This window comes from Streptomyces sp. NBC_01089, assembly GCF_045162975.1.
In the GTDB taxonomy this organism is placed as follows: Bacteria; Actinomycetota; Actinomycetes; order Streptomycetales; family Streptomycetaceae; genus Streptomyces.
Genome location: NZ_CP108660.1, coordinates 267713 through 283666 on the forward strand (window position 1 = coordinate 267713; position 15954 = coordinate 283666).

At 71.3% G+C, this 15954-nt stretch carries 14 protein-coding genes; 9 read left to right on the top strand and 5 right to left on the bottom strand.

The annotated features are described in order from the left end of the window. The first annotated feature begins 199 nt into the window (after positions 1-199). From OG510_RS01205 to OG510_RS01215, 3 genes are all read left to right on the top strand, one after another. On the top strand, positions 200-1498 hold the full coding sequence (locus tag OG510_RS01205; protein WP_406134747.1) for an ROK family transcriptional regulator: 1299 nt from the start codon (positions 200-202) through the stop codon (positions 1496-1498). Further along, a complete protein-coding gene (locus tag OG510_RS01210) occupies positions 1495-2496 on the top strand; it encodes a formylglycine-generating enzyme family protein (protein ID WP_406134748.1) in 1002 nt (333 codons plus the stop codon). The genes OG510_RS01205 and OG510_RS01210 overlap by 4 nt, the downstream gene beginning before the upstream one ends. A gap of 222 nt (positions 2497-2718) precedes the next feature. After that, positions 2719-3477: a PIG-L family deacetylase gene (locus OG510_RS01215; protein ID WP_406134749.1), complete on the top strand. Its 759-nt coding sequence runs from the start codon at positions 2719-2721 to the stop codon at positions 3475-3477. A gap of 62 nt (positions 3478-3539) precedes the next feature. Here OG510_RS01215 and OG510_RS01220 read toward each other — a convergent pair whose 3' ends face one another. The 4 genes from OG510_RS01220 to OG510_RS01235 form a co-directional block, all read right to left on the bottom strand. Next, the gene (locus OG510_RS01220; protein WP_406134750.1) at positions 3540-5825 is read right to left on the bottom strand and encodes an FUSC family protein; all 2286 of its coding nucleotides are present in this window, start codon (positions 5823-5825) and stop codon (positions 3540-3542) included. Positions 5826-5911: 86 nt separating this feature from the next. Then, positions 5912-7546, bottom strand: a complete 1635-nt coding sequence (locus OG510_RS01225) for an APC family permease (RefSeq protein ID WP_406134751.1) — start codon at positions 7544-7546, stop codon at positions 5912-5914. A 155-nt stretch (positions 7547-7701) separates the two neighbouring features. Continuing rightward, complete coding sequence (locus tag OG510_RS01230; RefSeq protein ID WP_406134752.1) at positions 7702-8370, bottom strand: SGNH/GDSL hydrolase family protein; 669 nt, start codon at positions 8368-8370, stop codon at positions 7702-7704. A 302-nt stretch (positions 8371-8672) separates the two neighbouring features. Further along, complete coding sequence (locus OG510_RS01235; RefSeq protein WP_164265167.1) at positions 8673-9161, bottom strand: hypothetical protein; 489 nt, start codon at positions 9159-9161, stop codon at positions 8673-8675. Between the two features lie 548 nt (positions 9162-9709). Between OG510_RS01235 and OG510_RS01240 the strand changes: the two genes are divergently transcribed. The 4 genes from OG510_RS01240 (at position 9710) to OG510_RS01255 (ending at position 13664) form a co-directional block, all read left to right on the top strand. Then, positions 9710-10483 carry a GntR family transcriptional regulator gene (locus tag OG510_RS01240; protein ID WP_406134753.1) on the top strand — a complete coding sequence of 258 codons (774 nt, stop codon included), beginning with the start codon at positions 9710-9712 and terminating at the stop codon, positions 10481-10483. 305 nt (positions 10484-10788) lie between these two features. Next, on the top strand, positions 10789-12213 hold the full coding sequence (locus tag OG510_RS01245) for an MFS transporter (protein WP_406134754.1): 1425 nt from the start codon (positions 10789-10791) through the stop codon (positions 12211-12213). Positions 12214-12293: 80 nt separating this feature from the next. Then, on the top strand, positions 12294-12767 hold the full coding sequence (locus OG510_RS01250; protein WP_406134755.1) for a VOC family protein: 474 nt from the start codon (positions 12294-12296) through the stop codon (positions 12765-12767). 37 nt (positions 12768-12804) lie between these two features. Next, positions 12805-13664 (top strand): IS5 family transposase gene (locus OG510_RS01255; protein WP_371628189.1). Its coding sequence is split into 2 segments (ribosomal slippage): positions 12805-13165 and positions 13165-13664, totalling 861 coding nucleotides; the frame shifts between segments, so codons are not numbered across the junction. A gap of 16 nt (positions 13665-13680) precedes the next feature. Here OG510_RS01255 and OG510_RS01260 read toward each other — a convergent pair. After that, on the bottom strand, positions 13681-14685 hold the full coding sequence (locus tag OG510_RS01260; protein WP_406134756.1) for a GlxA family transcriptional regulator: 1005 nt from the start codon (positions 14683-14685) through the stop codon (positions 13681-13683). Positions 14686-14813: 128 nt separating this feature from the next. On the opposite strand from OG510_RS01260, the gene OG510_RS01265 reads away from it, so the two are divergent. Then, positions 14814-15452, top strand: a complete 639-nt coding sequence (locus OG510_RS01265) for an HD domain-containing protein (RefSeq protein WP_406134757.1) — start codon at positions 14814-14816, stop codon at positions 15450-15452. Positions 15453-15511: 59 nt separating this feature from the next. After that, positions 15512-15916 (top strand): ACT domain-containing protein, encoded by a 405-nt coding sequence (locus OG510_RS01270; RefSeq protein ID WP_406134758.1) that lies wholly within the window; start codon positions 15512-15514, stop codon positions 15914-15916. The last annotated feature ends 38 nt before the right edge of the window (positions 15917-15954 follow it).

Sequence of the window (15954 nt, forward strand, 5' to 3'; positions counted from 1 at the left end):
GGGTCTGGCCAAGTGCCGGTCTGTGGAGTGCCGGAGCGTGGTCTGCGGTGGGCCGTGGTGGGAAACGGAGGTCTGACGGCAGGCAAGTGACCGGAACTGTAGGGACGCCGGGATTTTTACGTCAACCCTCGGGAATAAACTGCGTGTGAATTCTTCCGCCGCGTTGACAGAAACTGTCCGACCGGCGGACCATGCGGTCATGGGAGAACCGACCGATGCCCTGCAGCGCCTGCGCAGGGCCAATGAAGCCGCCGTCCTCGGCGAGCTGCGCCGCTCCGGCGCCCTCAGCCGCGGCGAACTCAAGGCGAGGATCGGGCTCTCCCGTACGACCCTGTTCGCGATCGTCTCGGACCTGCTGGCGCGCAAGGCGATCGTGGAGCAGCCCGCCGCGGACTCCGAGCTGCCCCGTGGCCGCGGCAGGCCGGCCCTGGAGATCTCGCTCAACGCACAGGGCGCCGAGCTGATCGGTATCGACCTCCAGCGCAACCGGATCCACGTGATCATCGCCAACTGCGCCCATGAGGTGGTCGGCCGGTACAGCGCCCCGCTCCCCCTGGACAGCGGCCCCGCCGAACGGGCCGCGCAGGCGGTCGCGGCCGTCGAGGAACTGGTACGCCGGGAGGGGATCAGCCTCGCGCCCGTCGAGGGAATCGGGCTCGGTCTGCCCGGTTTCGTCCAGAACCCGGCGTCCGGCGACCCGGACCGCAAGACGCCGTTCGCCCAGCACGTGGCCACGGCGCTCGGCAGTCACTTCGGTGTTCCGGTCGCCACGGAGAACAACTCACGGCTCGCCGCGCTGGCGGAGGTCACCTGGGGTGCGGCCAGGGGCCGTGACAACACGGTCTTCCTCGCCTGGTCGCACGGGGTCGGCGGCGGGCTCGTCGTGAACGGCGACCTGGTGCACGGCGCTCATGGCGCGGCCGGCGAGATCGGCCACACCAGCTGCGATCCCGACGGGCCGCTCTGTCACTGCGGCGGCCGGGGGTGTCTGGAGGGCGTCATCCGGATCCCTGCGCTGCTGGCCGCCTGCGCGGAGCGCGGTGTGGCGGCCGGGGACGCGGCCGGGCTGATCGCGCTGGCCGCCGAGGGGCAGCCCGAGGTGGCGGCCGTGCTGCGGGACGCGGCGACGACCGCGGGCCGGGTCCTCGCGGCCCTCGCCGCCCAGGTCGACCCCGAGTGCATCGTGGTGTACGGCGAACCGGCCGCGCTCGACGCACTGGTACTGGCCCCGATCAGGGAGCAGCTCGCGGTTCTGTCCCTGCCGTCCGCTCCCCGCACCATCACCGTCTGCGGTTCGGCGCTCGGCGCCGACGCTGCGGCGCTCGGCGGTGTGGCGCTGCTGCTGCACACCACGGGCCAGGACCTGGACGAGCTGCTGGACCGGCCGGTCCCCGGCGCGGCCGCGCGGGAGGCGACCGGGCAGAATGAGCCGGGGCCCGGCCGGTCCCGGGCGGAGGTCGCCGCAACCGGCGCCGACGACAGGGAGACCGTCCGATGAGTGCGTGCTGCGGACCCGCGCGGGGAACGGCCTCGGGCACGACATCCCTGTCCGACCCCCTCACCTCTCCCCCGCCGGCTCCCCTGCTCGCTCCTCCGGCGGACTTCGCCGTCCCCGAGCGCCGTCCCGCCGATGTCCTGCGCGGCATGGTGCCCGTCCCGGCCGGGCCGTTCCTGATGGGCGGCGAAGACTCCGACGCGTTCCCGGGCGACGGCGAGGGGCCCGTCAGGGAGGTGACCGTCGGCGCGTTCCACATCGACGCGGCCTGCGTCACCAACGGCAGCTTCGCCGCCTTCGTGAAGGCCACCGGCTACCGTACCGAGGCCGAACTCATCGGCTGGTCCTATGTGTTCGCCTCCTTCATACCCCCGCAGGCGCGCCGCTCCGTGCTGCCGGGCACCGTCCCGGGGGCGCCCTGGTGGCGGGGGGTGACCGGCGCGTACTGGCGCAACCCCGAGGGCCCCGGCTCGTCGGTCGGGGACCGCCGGGGCCACCCGGTGGTCCATATGTCCTGGAACGACGCGAACGCCTACGCCCGCTGGGCGGGCAAACGGCTGCCCACCGAGGCCGAGTGGGAGAAGGCGGCCCGCGGCGGCCTGGCCGGAGCCCGCTATCCGTGGGGCGACGAACTGACGCCCCGGGGCAGGCACCGCTGCAACATCTGGCAGGGCGACTTCCCCGCACGCGACCCCCGCGCGAGCGGCCCGGGCGGCACGGCCCCGGCCACCGCGTACGCGCCCAACGGCTATGGGCTGTACAACACTTCGGGCAATGTCTGGGAGTGGTGCGCCGACCGTTACAGCGCCGACTGGCACAGCGCCGACCGCCCGGAGACCCGTACCGACCCGACGGGGCCGCCCACCGGAGAGAACCGGGTGCTGCGCGGTGGTTCGTACCTCTGCCACCGTTCGTACTGCAACCGCTACCGGGTGGCGGCCCGCACCTCGAACACGCCCGACAGCACGACGGGGCACGGCGGGTTCCGCTGCGCGCTGTGAGCTTGACGTCAGTCCAGCCACGCGAGTCAGTGAGCTTGACGCTTGTCCAGCCGTGCGAGTCAGTTGGGGCGGATTCGGCTGGTCCTGCTCACCGGTGGGGCGCATCCGACCGCCAGGGGTTCCGTCTCCGTGAAGCAGCCACCCAGGATGGGCCAAGGGCCGCCGCGCCCCGCCCCAGGCGACGTACGATCAGGCTCCTCAGTGCCGGAAGGTGGTCCGTTCATGCACGTACCGAGCCTGCTTGCGGTTTTCGCCCACCCGGACGACGAGTCGTTGTCGGCGGGCGGCGTGCTCGCCCGTCACGCGGCTGCGGGTGCCCGTACCGCGGTCGTCACGGCGACCTGGGCCACGGACACCTCACGAGCCGCGGAGCTGGCCGAGGCACTGCGGATCCTCGGAGCCGGGAAGCCGCGGATGCTCGGCTATGCCGATGCGCGAGCGCCGCAGTCGGCCCCTGGGCGCGTGCGTTTCTGCGATGTGCCACTCGATGAAGCGGTGCGGAGACTGGTGGCACATATCCGGGAGTTCCGCCCGGACATCATGGTCACCCACGACGCCTACGGCGGGCTGCCCGGTCACCCGGATCACGTGCACACCCATCGGGTGACCATGATCGCTGCCCAGGCGTCCGGTCTCGGACAGCTCTACCCCGATGCCGGTGCCCCCTGGCAGCCGCGTGCCCTCTACCTGGCCACGCACCCTCGATCGGCCGTGCCGGCGCTGAGCGAGGTGATCGGAGCGCGCAAGGCGGCGTTCAGCGTTCCGGACGAGCAGGTCACCGCAACCGTCGATGTCGGTCCTTGGATGGACCAGAAGATCGCTGCCGTACTGGCGCATCGCTCAGAGGTGGAGCGTGGAGCCCTGCCGGGGGTGATCGCCGGCCTTCCGCCGGACGCACGGGAGCGACTGTTCGCCACCGAGTGGTACATCCGGCACACCCCCACTCCTGCGGCATCCGCTCAGACCGAACTGACCACCTGACCAGCAGCCCGGGCCACCCTGCAACAACCCCGCCGCCCGGCCCGGTTGCGCCCCGCCCGTTGTCAGGCCGCCTTGCGCTCCTCGCGGGACGCGATGGGGACGTCGAGGGTGCGGGCGAGGCCGACGACCCCTTCGTCGAGGCGCTGCAGATGGCGCAGCACACGGAAGGTGACCGTGCCCGAGCGCAGCACCTCCGATGAGCTGCTCTCCAGCATGGCGGCGATGCTGGCGCCCGATTCGACCTCCCCGTCGGCGTTCTCGTCGGCCAGCCGTGCGGCGATCACGTCGATGTTGTGCGCGATCCGCACCCCGGACCGCTCCAGCCGGGGGTCGGCCGCGATGGTCTTGCTGTACGGCACCAGCTCGGCCGTCGCGGCGAGCGAACGCGCGTGGTACGCGCACGTCTCCAGCACCGCCACCAGATAGCGGGCGGTCTGCCGCCGTACCCGCAGCGGGGTGATCGGGTGCGTCAGCGGCTGAGTGGAGCGGCGCAGGTCGTCCAGGGCGGTGTCCAGATCGCGCGCCAGGTCCAGCAGGTCGGCCGGCGGGCCGCCACTGAGCTGGGACACCGCCGACGACGCGACGTCGCGCAGCCGGGCCAGCACCGTGCCGAGTTCCTCGTCGGTACGGCGGTCGGTGTGCACGGGAAGCACCAGCACGGCCGCGATGACACCGCAGGCGGCGCCCAGTGCCGTCTCCTCGATCCGCAGCACCAGCACGGAGAGGCTGTAGGTGTTGAGGAGGGTGTAGAGCAGGCCCAGCATCGCCGTCACGAAGAAGGACATCAGCGCGTACGACAGGGGCGCGGTGAAGAACATCCCGAAGATGAAGAGCAGGACCAGGGCGAACGCGGTCCAGGTGTGGTTGCCGACCAGCCCGGCGAGACCGACACCGGCGATGACGCCGAAGACCGTGCCGAGCAGCCTCCGGTAGCCCTTGACGAGGATCTCGCCGGTGGACGCGGTGTTGAGGAAGACCACCCAGCAGGTCAGCACCGCCCAGTACCAGCGCTGGCTGGACAGGAACTCGCCGCCGACGATGGCCAGCGTCGAGCCGACCGACACCTGGAACGCCGTCCGTGTGGTGCGCCGCTGGAGCCCGGTACGGTCCTCCTCGGTCTCCTCCGCGCGGGTGATGGCCACGTCCTCGGCCTCGAACTCCTCGCGGGAGCGGGTCGTCTCCGGGGTGTCGTCCGACTCGTCCTGCGGTCCGTCCAGCGCCAGGCGCAGCCCGAGCACGGAGCGCGCTGCCTCACCGAGCCCGCGGAACACGTCCTGTACGGCGAGCGAGGCCCGCGGCAGGTTCTCCTCGTCCCGGTAGCCGAGCAGCCTGTTGCGCAGATGGGCCAGGGCGGTGCCGCGCTCGTCGGGCGCCAGCCGGGTCACCACCAGATGCAGCGCGTTCAGGTCCCGGCGCAGCAGGGCGGTGACCTCTTCCGTCCCGCCGATGCCCGGGGCTTCGTCGCCTGGCTGCGCGGCGCTCGCGGCGGCCGGGAACGGTGCGTTCGGCAGATGCAGGGTGAGGGTGTCCGCGCGTTCCGCGCTGCGGGCGTTGAGCAGCAGCATCCCCAGGCGCTCGGCGGCGATCTCCGCGTCCGCGATCCTGCGTTGGACCAGCGCGGCCGACGCGGTGTCCCGGGTGCCTGACTCCAGCTGGCCCTGGATCATCAGCGCGGTCTGGTGCAGCCGTGCGGTACGCGTACGCAGATCGTCGAGGATCTTGTCGAGCTGCGCCGGGGTGGCGTCCAGCAGCTCTGTCTGGGTGGCCACCAGCTGGGCGAGCCGCGCCCTGAACGCTTCGCGCAGCCGGCCGAGAGTCCGCTCGGGCGTCTCCGGTACGACGGCGAACCGTACGACGGCGCTGCTCGCGAAGGCGACGGTCAGCGTCAGATACAGCTGGGGCAGGGTGGCGACCGTGGCGTGCACGAACAGCGAGACGAAGTAGACCTGGAAGCCGATCAGGCCGAGCGCGGTGCCCCGGTCGCCGAAGCGCCGCGAGTAGACGGCGGCGAAGATCAGCAGGACGAAGAAGGCGTCACCGGCGATGATGCGGCTGTTGAGCAGCGCCCCCAGGGACATCGAGGTGAGCGCGACGGGGAGGCCGAGGCCGAGCGTGATGGCCTGACCGCGTACGTCCTTCTCCCTGATCGCGAAGGTGGAGACCATGGCCGCCATCGCCCCGGCGACCAGGAGCGGGACAGGTGTGTGAATCAGCGAGAGCACGATGAGCGCGAGCCCGATCGACGCGACGGTCCGCAGCCCCGCCATCAGTCGCAGGAATCCCGGGTCGGATGCCGCGTAGCGGTCCCATGTTCCGGTTCCGGTCCGTGTCCGCCGTGTTGCTGCCATCTCGCTGCCGTACTCCCCTGTTCTCCGGCCCAGGCCCGGTTACGCCCCCAGCATCGCACGGCCTGGTTCTCCTGGATCCGGCCAGGTCAGGGGCTGCTGGGATCGGGCAGCCCGGATCCGCCCCCGGCGCCCGGGCGTTCCCTGAGATGGCCGGCGCCGGAGCGGACCGCCCACCCGAAGACCGCCAGCGAGACGGCGGCCACCGCCACCGAGTCGTACGGGGCCGGCAGCCGCCCCGATCCGCCGAAGGTGCCCAGCCAGGACAGCAGGGTCAGCGCGGCCAGATAGCAGACCAGCCAGGCCCCGTGCCGCAGCTCGTCGCGCGGCGAAGGCCCGTCGGCTCCACGCCGCAGCACCAGGAACAGCGGGACGCCGGCGAGGACCAGCGGCAGCGCGAGCCGCAGATCGTGCCAGCCCGACCAGAAGACGAACTCACCGGCCACCATGAAACTGACCGGCGCGATCCAGCGCACCCCGGGCACCTGGCCGTCCGCCCGTGGCACTCCGCGCTCCCGGTCGTGCGCCCGGAACACCGCGACGGCGACCGCCGATGCCGCGTAGATGAGCAGATACATGTCACCCATGACGCTGACGATGTCCTGCCAGCCGCCGAACGGCAGCATGAAGATGATGATGACCGCGAGATTGAGCAGCAGCGCCCGGTGCGCCATCCCGGAGCGTGGGTCGATCCGCATGAAGAAGCGGGGCAGCAGGCCGTTCTTGGCCAGCGCGTAGGTGTGGCGGGCGTCGATGGCCACTCCGACGTACGCCGAGCCGCCCGGTGAGAGCACGGCGTCCGCGTAGAGCAGAGTCGCGAGCCAGTGCAGATTGAGTACGAGCGCGAGCTGGCCGAACGGTGACTCGAAGTTGACGCCGTGCCAGCCGTGGCCGAGCAGGGAGTCGGGGACGGTGAAGAGGAACGCCAGCTGGAGCGCGAGGTAGACCAGGACGGCGAGTCCGATCCCGGTGAGCACGGCGGCGGGTACGGTCCTGCGCGGGTTGCGGGCCTCACCGGAGAAGTCGAGGGGCGCCTGGAAACCGTTGACGGAGTAGACGATGCCGCCGCCCGCGAGCGCGGTGAGGCAGGCCGCGTAGCCGTACGGTGCGAAGCCTCCGTGGTCGGTGAGGCGGCCGGAGTGGGTGCCCGAGAGGAAGAGGGCGATGACGGTGACGACGGGGATGACGACCTTGAGCAGGGACACCAGGTTGTTCAGCCGTGCGAACACGCGCACCGCGAACCAGTTGAGCGCGGTCAGCAGCACGCTCAGCGCGGCGGCCACGCCGAGGCCGGTCGCGGTGAGTCTGCCTCCGGCGTAGAGACCGGGCAGATAGTGCGCCGCGTACTGCATGATGGCGCTGATCTCCGCTGCCGTCCCGCCGACCGACAGCAGGACGGACCAGCCGATCACGGTCCCGACCAGCCGCCCGCTGGCGTACAGCGGCCAGCGTACGGTTCCGCCGCCTTCCGGGCGCGTCGCCCCGAGTTCCACCATCACCAGCGCGACCAGGGCGCACAGCACACCTGCGGCGATCCAGGAGAGCAGTGCGGCCGGGCCCGCTGTCTGGGCGGCGTAGAGGGCGGCGAACAGCCAGCCGGAACCGAGGATGTTGGAGAACCCGATGGCCGTCAGGCCCCAGAACCCGAGGTCCTTGCGGAGGCGGTGTTCCTGGGCGAGTGCGGCGGGGAGGGGATGTGTCTCCGGTGGCTGGTTCTGCGGCACGTGACACGTCTCCTCGCCTGCTGCGTGACCTGAGGGTGCCCAGCGTGCCACGCGGGGGCGCGGCCACGGGCGCAGTCGGCCCTGCCGCACGGTGCGATCGGCGCGGCGAACAGCCGGCGGGCAGGGGCAGTCGGCAGGCCCGGGCGGCCGGGCGGTCAGCGGGCCGGGGCGCCGTCCGCCGCAGTCTCCGCTCCGCCCGTGACCAGGTCCACCCAGGCGCGGGCCAGCACACGGTGGCCGAACGGCGTGGGGTGCACACCGTCCCCGGCGATATGGGCGGCGCCGCCCGCGCTCCTGGCGGCCGCGTTGAGCAGGCCGTCGGCCGCCAGGAGCGCGGCGTCGAACTCCTCGGCGAGCCTGCGCACCACGTGGATCCGGGGGTCCAGGTCCTCCCGCCAGGCCCATTGCTCGGCGTACACCGGGACCAGGAAGGGTTCGATGAGGAGGAGCCGGGCTCCGCTGGTCTCCTTGATCCGCGTCAGGATGTGGCGGTAGTCGTCCTCGTACGCCTCGGTGGTCGTGACGCGGCCCTCGTCGTACCGGCGCCAGGTGTCATTGACCCCGACCAGCACGGACAGCAGATCGGGGGCGAGCGCGACAGCGTCCTCGTGCCAGCGGGCGCGCAGGTCCGCGACGCGGTCTCCGCCGATGCCACGGTTGATGAAGGTGAAATCGCTGTCGGGGTGGGCCGACCGCAGCAGTCCGGCGCTCAATCCGGCGTAGCCGTGGCCGAGTTCGTCCGTGGGATGTACCACGCGGTCCGCGTCGGTGATGCTGTCGCCCTGGAAGAGGACGGTCGCGCGGCTGGGCAGCTGAAGAGGCACAGGGACTCCGTGTGAAAGCGGCGGATACAGGCGGATACAGCGGACCGGCCCCGGACGGAACGGGGTCCACAGAAACGTACTACCGCAGCCGCCCGCCGATCGAGCCCTGCCACAGAAATCAGGGAGAGTAATTCGCCCTGGCCGAACGCAGGAAGAGAATCAAGAAGCGGGGAGAACATGAACAGGAGAGCGCCGTAGAAGAATTCCCGGACGCACCGAGCGCGGTGCGGAATGGCAGGCTTCGCGGGATCCGGAGGGCTCCCCATGGGCCTGCTCATACGCTCAGGCGCTGATCACCTGTCTCAGAAGACGAACGGCCCGGGCGACTGCGCGGTCGTGGCGTTGCAGCTGACCGCCACGCCGAAGATGGTCATCGACAGCGCGGTACCGCCGGTGTACGAGTCGAGGCTGTCGCCCGCGGCGACCGTCCCGGTCAGCGGGCCGATGGTGACGGATGACCCGGCCGGGAGGTCCGGGTTCTTCGTGCCGGAGAACACGGTGGTGCCGCTGCCGTTCTTCGCGAGGGTGAGGGTCGCGGCCATGGAGTCCTGGTCGACGTGGACGGGGGTGGTCACGGCTGAGGTCAGCGTGATCGTCGCCGCCGTACCGCTCTGGGTGGCGGTCAGCGTGGCCGAACCGCCGCCCCAGACACCGCAGTCGTAGGTCGCTGTCGCCGTCTGCGGCGTCACCGCGGACGCCGATGAGGTGAAGCCGAGGCCCACCACCGCCGCCGCTCCCACAGCGACCGCCGCGCGCAGGGCGGCTCTGCTGCTTCTGCTTCCGTGCCTCATAAGTCCTTCTTCCTTCCGATTGGTTGGCCTTTCAGGCGCACCGATACCCGTCCCTTTTCACCTCCGGGTGATCGCCGATTTCCCGCAGCTGTCGCGATCATTTACCGGAGAGAATTGCGTTCATCTGACGGTCCGTCGGATGCCGTTGTTCATTGATGCGCGAGCGGCAAGTGATTACAAGAGACACGGCCTTGATTCTTAACGGCCCCTGCCACTCCGTGGAACCAGAACAAGCCACAATTCCGCCGGCACCAGCGATCACCTTCCCGGCCGGGCGGTCCACAGCGACCCGGAGCGGCCCGGTGCAGTCGGGAGAGGGCGGGAAAGAGGGCCGAGGCGGTCCGGAACGGCCCGGGAGCGCCGCGCGCGACCGCCGTCCGGTGGCGGATCCCGACGGCCGCCGCCCATTCCCCCAGGTCCAGGCATCACCGCAGGTCAAAGCAGGTGGCGTAACAAGGGCGAAATATTCTGGACGTAGCTTGGGCGACCGGTGGTGAACGGCACCACCGGGCCCGGCCACGGCATACGGGAGAACGGGAGCGGCGTCCATGGAACCCACGACGGACACCCCGGCGGCCTCTTCCGCGCCCTCCCCCGCCCGGCGCGCCGACCGGGCCCGCAATGTCGCCGAGGTGCTGCGCCAGCAGGCCGCCGCCGGCCTGTACCCCACGGGTTTCCTGCCCGACGAGCGCCTGCTGTCGAAGGATTTCGCCGTCTCACGCAACACGGTCCGCCAGGCCCTGCTGATCCTGCGGGACGAGGGCCTCGTCGAGCGCCGGCGGGGTGTGGGAACGGTCCTGCTCAACCGCAAGCACTCCCATCCGCTGGAACGGCTGGCCGGGCTGGCCGAGACGCTGAAGTCCCACGGGACGGTCGACAACGAGGTCAGGGCCCGCGGCACGGTCGTCCCGCCGGCGCAGGTCGCCCGCCGGCTGTCCGTGCCGGACGGCGAACCGGTGGTCCGGCTCGAACGGCTGCGCCGGCTGGACGGGATGCCACTCTCCCTGGACCTCACCTATCTGCCGGCCGACATCGGACTGCCGCTGCTCGACCTCGACCTGGAGAACCAGGACGTGTTCGCGCTGATCGAGCAGTCCTGCGGGCAGCGGCTGGGCGCCGCCGAGGTGACGGTCCAGGCCGTGAACGCCGATCCGCACACCGCCCGGATCCTGGGGGCGCCCGTGGGGACCGCCCTGTTCGCGGTGGAACGCCTCAGCAGGCTCGCGGACGGGCGGCCGGTGGACCTGGAGTTCCTCTCCGTACGCGGCGACAGGCTCACGCTCCAGGCCGATCTGCACCGCACGGGTCCGGCCACCGGCTGACCCGCCCCGCGCCTACCCCGCCCTCCGTTCCGTACCAGCCGCCCGGACGCCGCCCGGGCTGCCGCTTTCACCTGCCCGCTCCGCTGTCCCCTGCCGGCCCCACTCCCGGCCGTCCGCTCCGCTGTCCCTGTCAGCCCCGCTCTCAGCTGTCCGCTCCGCCGCGGGTGCTTGTCGCGCCCGCCGACCAGGAGGGTCCTTTGCCCCGTCGCCCGGCCGTTCCCGAGCCTGTCCGGCCCCAGTTCCGGCTCCCCGCCACTCGTACACCCGGCCGTCGCACGGCCGGATCGCGCGCCACCGTCGTCGTCATGTGCCTGTGCGTCACCCTGGTGGTGGGCATGGTCTCGGCGGTCAACCTGGCGATTCCCTCGCTGTCGGCCGGCTCACTGCACCCGTCCGCGGCCGCCGTTCTCTGGGTGGTCGACGGCTATGTGGCGGTCTTCGCCTGCCTGGTCGTGCCCGCGGGCGCGGTCGCCGACCGGATGGGCCGCAAGGGCGTGCTCCTCACCGGCCTGGCCCTGTTCACCCTCGGCTGTGTCCTGGCCGCGGCGGCACCCGACGTGGGCGTACTGATCGCCGGACGGATGCTCAGCGGTGTGGGGGCCGCCGCCGTCCTGCCCACCACCCTGGCCCTCATGGTCACCGGCGCTCCCGACGGCCGTCGCTCGCATCTCATCGCCCTGTGGGCAGCCATGACGGGACTGGCCGCCGTGCTCGGGAACGTCGGCGGCGGCGCGGCGATCCAGAGCGGATCCTGGCGGTCGCTGTTCCTGTACGCCGCCCCGCTGGCCGTCGTGGCCCTGCTGCTGGCAGCACTTGTCGCCCCCGCACCGCCCCGGCTCACCCGTCCGGTCGGCCCGGTCAGCGCTCTGCTGCTGACCCTCGGTTTCCTGGCCCTGCTCTTCGGCATCGTCTCCGGACCCGAACAGGGCTGGGCCGGCGCTCAGGTCCTGGGCGCCTTCGCCGCCGCGGTCCTGCTGCTGACGCTGTGGACCGTCCATGAACTGCACGAGGAGCACCCGCTCCTCGATCCGCGGCTGCTGGCGGGCCCGGCCGTGCGGGCGGGCGCCGTGGGCATGGTCGCCGTCTTCCTCGGGATGTTCGGCCTGTTCTATCTGAATGGTCAGTACCTCCAGTACGTGAAGGGCTACTCCGCGCTCGGCGCCGGGGTCCGCCTGCTGCCCATGGCCGCCGCCCTGCTGCTGGCCCCCCGGTGCGCGACGGCGCTCCGGCGCCTGCTGCAGAGCCGTACGGTCATCAGCCTCGGGCTGCTCGTCCTGGCGGGCGGCCTGTGCACCGTCTCGCAGGTCGGCCCCGACACCCCCTATCCGGTGTACGCGCTGGGGGCGGGGCTGACCGCGGCCGGGTGCGGGCTGGCCACGCCACTGCTCTCGGAGACGCTGATGTCGGCCCTGCCGCCGGACCGGGCGGGGCTCGGCTCGGGGTTGCAGAGCCTGACCCGCGAGCTGGGCAGCGCGCTCGGAGTGGCCCTCACCGGCACCCTGATCACCGCGGGTTTCACCGCCCGGCTGCCCGCCGTACTGCGGGGCCCCGACGCGCCCACCACCGTGGCCGCCGCCGAGAGCAGGACCGGGCCCGAGCTGCACCGGGCCGTGATCACCGCATTCACCGACTCGCTCAGCACCAGCATGCTGGTGCTGGCCGGGCTGGTCCTCGCCGCGGGCGCTCTCGTCCTCATCTGGCTGCCGGTGGAGTCGCACGGACGGGTCTGAGACCCGGCGATGAGTTCCGGTCCGCGCGAGAGTCTGAACAGAGGCAGAAGCCGGTACGACGACGACCGCAGGAGAACCTCATGCCCCGGATCACCCCGAATCTCTGGTTCGACACCGAGAGCAAGGAGGCCGCCGAGTTCTATGTGTCGGTGTTCCCCCGCTCGGAGATCAAGAACGTCACGTACTACACACCGGCCGGACCCCGGCCCGCCGGCACGGTGCTGACCGTCGAATTCGTCCTGGACGGCCAGGAGTACATCGCCATCAACGGCGGCCCCCAGTTCACCTTCAACGAGGCCATCTCGCTGATGGTCGACTGCGCCGACCAGGAAGAGATCGACTACTACTGGGCCAAGCTGAGCGAGGGCGGCCAGGAAGGCCCGTGCGGCTGGCTCAAGGACAAGTACGGCGTGTCCTGGCAGGTCGCGCCCAGCGGGATGCAGGAAATCCTCAACGACCCGGATCCGTCCCGCGGCGAGCGGGCGATGAAGGCCGTGTTCGGGATGAAGAAGCTCGACCTGGCCGCGATCCGCGCCGCAGCCGACGGGGCCTAGGCCGTGTCTTCAAAGCTGTTTTAGGTGTTGAGGGATCATGTCGGTTGTGGTGCGTCGTCATGAGCTGTCGGATGCTGAGTGGGCTGTCCTGTCGCGGTTGTTGCCGAGTTCGGGGACGGCGGGGCGGCCGCGGTCGGATGACCGCGTGGTGCTGAACGGGATTGTGTGGAAGTTGCGCACGGGGTCGGCCTGGCGGGATGTGCCGGAACGCTACGGCTCCTGGCAGACGCTCTACACGCGTTTCCGCAGGTGGGCACTGGATGGCACGTTCTCTCGCATGCTGCGGGCTCTGCAGGCGGAGAAAGATGCGGCCGGGGACATCGACTGGCTGGTGTCGGTCGATTCCACGATCGTGCGGGCCCATCAGCACGCCGCCGGCGGCAAAAAGGGGTCACCGAGGGGGACGAAGCGGGTGATCACGCCCTCGGTAGATCCCGAGGCGGACTGAGCACCAAGCTCCACTTGGTCTGCGACGGACACGGCCGCCCACTCGCCTTCGTTCTGACCGGCGGGAACGTCAACGACTGCACTCGCTTCGAGGAGGTCCTGGACGCCATCTGCGTTCCCCGCATCGGTCCAGGCCGGCCACGCACCCGGCCCGACCACGTCATCGCGGACAAGGGCTACAGCTCCCGTAAGATCCGCGCCTACCTGCGAAAGCGCGGCATCCGCCACACGATTCCCGAACGCATCGACCAGGCCAGCGGCCGCCTACGCCGAGGCTCACGTGGCGGCCGACCACCGCGTTTCAACAGGGAGGTCTACCGACTCCGCAACGTCGTCGAGCGCTGCTTCAACCGGCTCAAACAATGGCGCGGCCTGGCCACCCGCTACGACAAGACCCACGAGTCGTTCCAGGCCACCGTCACCATCGCCTCAATCCTGTTATGGATCTGACCTTTGAAGACACACCCTAGGAGCTGCCCGGCGGCACCGCGTCGCGCCGCTGCGCCGATCTGAAGCGCTGCTGGTAGGTCCGCGGAGACACCCCGAGACGCGAGACGAACGCCCTCCGCAGTGTCTCCGCACTGCGGTATCCGGCCCGCCCCGCCGCCTCGCCCACCGTGTGCCCTGCGTCCAGCGCGCGTTTCGCGGTGTCGAAGCGCACCGACTCGACGTAGCGCGCGGGCGTGGTGCCGAGTTCCTCGCGGAAGAGCCTGGTCAGATGGCGCGGGCTCAGGGCCGCCCGCGCCGCCAGTTCCGCGATGGAGTGTCCGGCGGCCGGATCGGCCAGCACCGCGTCGAAGACCGCACGCAGCGCCGACGTCTGCGGCCGGGGTCCCTGGAGTGCCGGTGAGAACTGCGACTGGTCGCCGGGCCGCTGCAGGAACACAACCAGCGACCGGGCGACCTGCCGCGCCATGTCCTCCCCGTGGTCGTCCTCCAGCAGCGCCAGCGCCAGATCGATCCCGGCCGTGACACCGGCCGAGCTGAACGTCGTACCGTCCCTGACGAAGATGGCGTCGGGCTCGACATCGATCGCGGGATAGGCGCTGCGGAGCAGCTCGGTGTGGCGCCAGTGCGTGGTGGCGCGGTGTCCGTCCAACAGGCCGGCCTCGGCCAGGATGAAGGCCCCCGTACAGATCGAGCAGACCCGGCCGGAACGGGCGGCCAGCGCGGCGACCGCGTCACGCAGCGGGTGGCTGATCGGGTACGTCGGGAGCGCGTCCCCGCCCATGACCAGCAGGGTGTCGTAGCCCAGGCCGCTCCGGGCGGCGTCGGCGTCCACGGGGATCCGCATCCCCGTGGACGAGAGCACTTCGGCGCCGCCCACCGCGCACAGCTCCAGCGCGTAGCCGGCTCCCAGCCGGTTCGCCTCGCTGAAGACCTCGCTGGGCCCGGCGACGTCGAGGAGTTTCACCCCGTCGAAGACGACGACGCCCACCCGGTGCGGGCGGTGGCTCCCGACGATGGTCATGGGGGCTCCTCGGGAGGGTGTGCGTCCGGATTCGTGCGGAGTGTGGCCGGTCACGGGGAGCGCGGCGCCCCGGGCCGACCCCACGCTATAGGTACCGACGCAACCGGCCGAGACCGATGGAGACCACCATGACCGAGACGATCGCGGGAATCGCCGTTCCCGACACCGCGCTGGCCCGCGAGGCCACCGAGCTGGTCCGGGAGGCCGCCGGGCCGCTGCTCTTCGACCACTCACGGCGGGTGTTCCTCTTCGGCTCCCTCAAGGGGATGCGGCGCGGGCTCTCCCCCGATCCGGAACTGCTCTATGTGGGGGCGATGTTCCACGACCTGGGGCTGACCGAGCGCTACCGCCGTACCGACCAGCGATTCGAGGTCGACGGGGCCGATCTCGCCCGGGACTTCCTCCTGGAGCACGGCCGGAGCGAGGCGGAGGCCCGTGCGGTGTGGCTGTCCATCGCCCTGCACACCACCCCGGGGATCCCCGAGCATCTCGAACCGGAGATCGCGCTGGTCACCGCGGGTGTGGAGACGGATGTGCTCGGTCTCGGCCTGGACGAGATCACCGCCGGGCAGATCGCGGCGGTCACCGGTGCCCACCACAGGCCCGACTTCAAGCAGCGCATCCTGCGGGCCTTCACGGACGGGATGAAGGACCGCCCCGACACCACGTTCGGCACCATGAACGACGATGTGCTCGCCCATTTCGTACCGGGCTTCACCCGGGAGGACTTCGTGGACATCATCCTGAACTCCGCCTGGCCCGAGTAGCGCCTGGCCCGCCGTCCCGGCGTCCGGCACGGCCTGCACCCACCCGTAATCTGGCCCGCATGAGCGGTGAGAGAGACCTGCGGAAACTGCTGAGCGGGATGCGTCCGGAACTCAACGCGGGGTGCTACGTCTTCGCGACGGTCCCGCCGTCGGCGCCGGTTCCCCCCGGTGTGACCCCCGTGGTCACGGTCCTCGAGCGGGAGGGCCGCACCCTGGTCGTCCCGCGGGAGGAGGCCGACGCGGCCGGGCTGGCGTACGACTACACGGCGGCGTGGATCACTCTGCGTGTCCACTCGGCGCTGGAGGCCGTGGGGCTGACCGCCGCGGTGGCCGGGGAGCTCGCCGGGCACGGGCTGAGCTGCAATGTGGTGGCCGGTTTCCACCACGACCACCTCTTCGTGCCGCTGGAGCTGGCCGACGAAGCGGTCACGCTGCTCACGGAGCTGGCCGGGCGCTCCGCCTGACGCACCGCTTCAGCCGTTCCCCCGCCTGACCGCCGCAG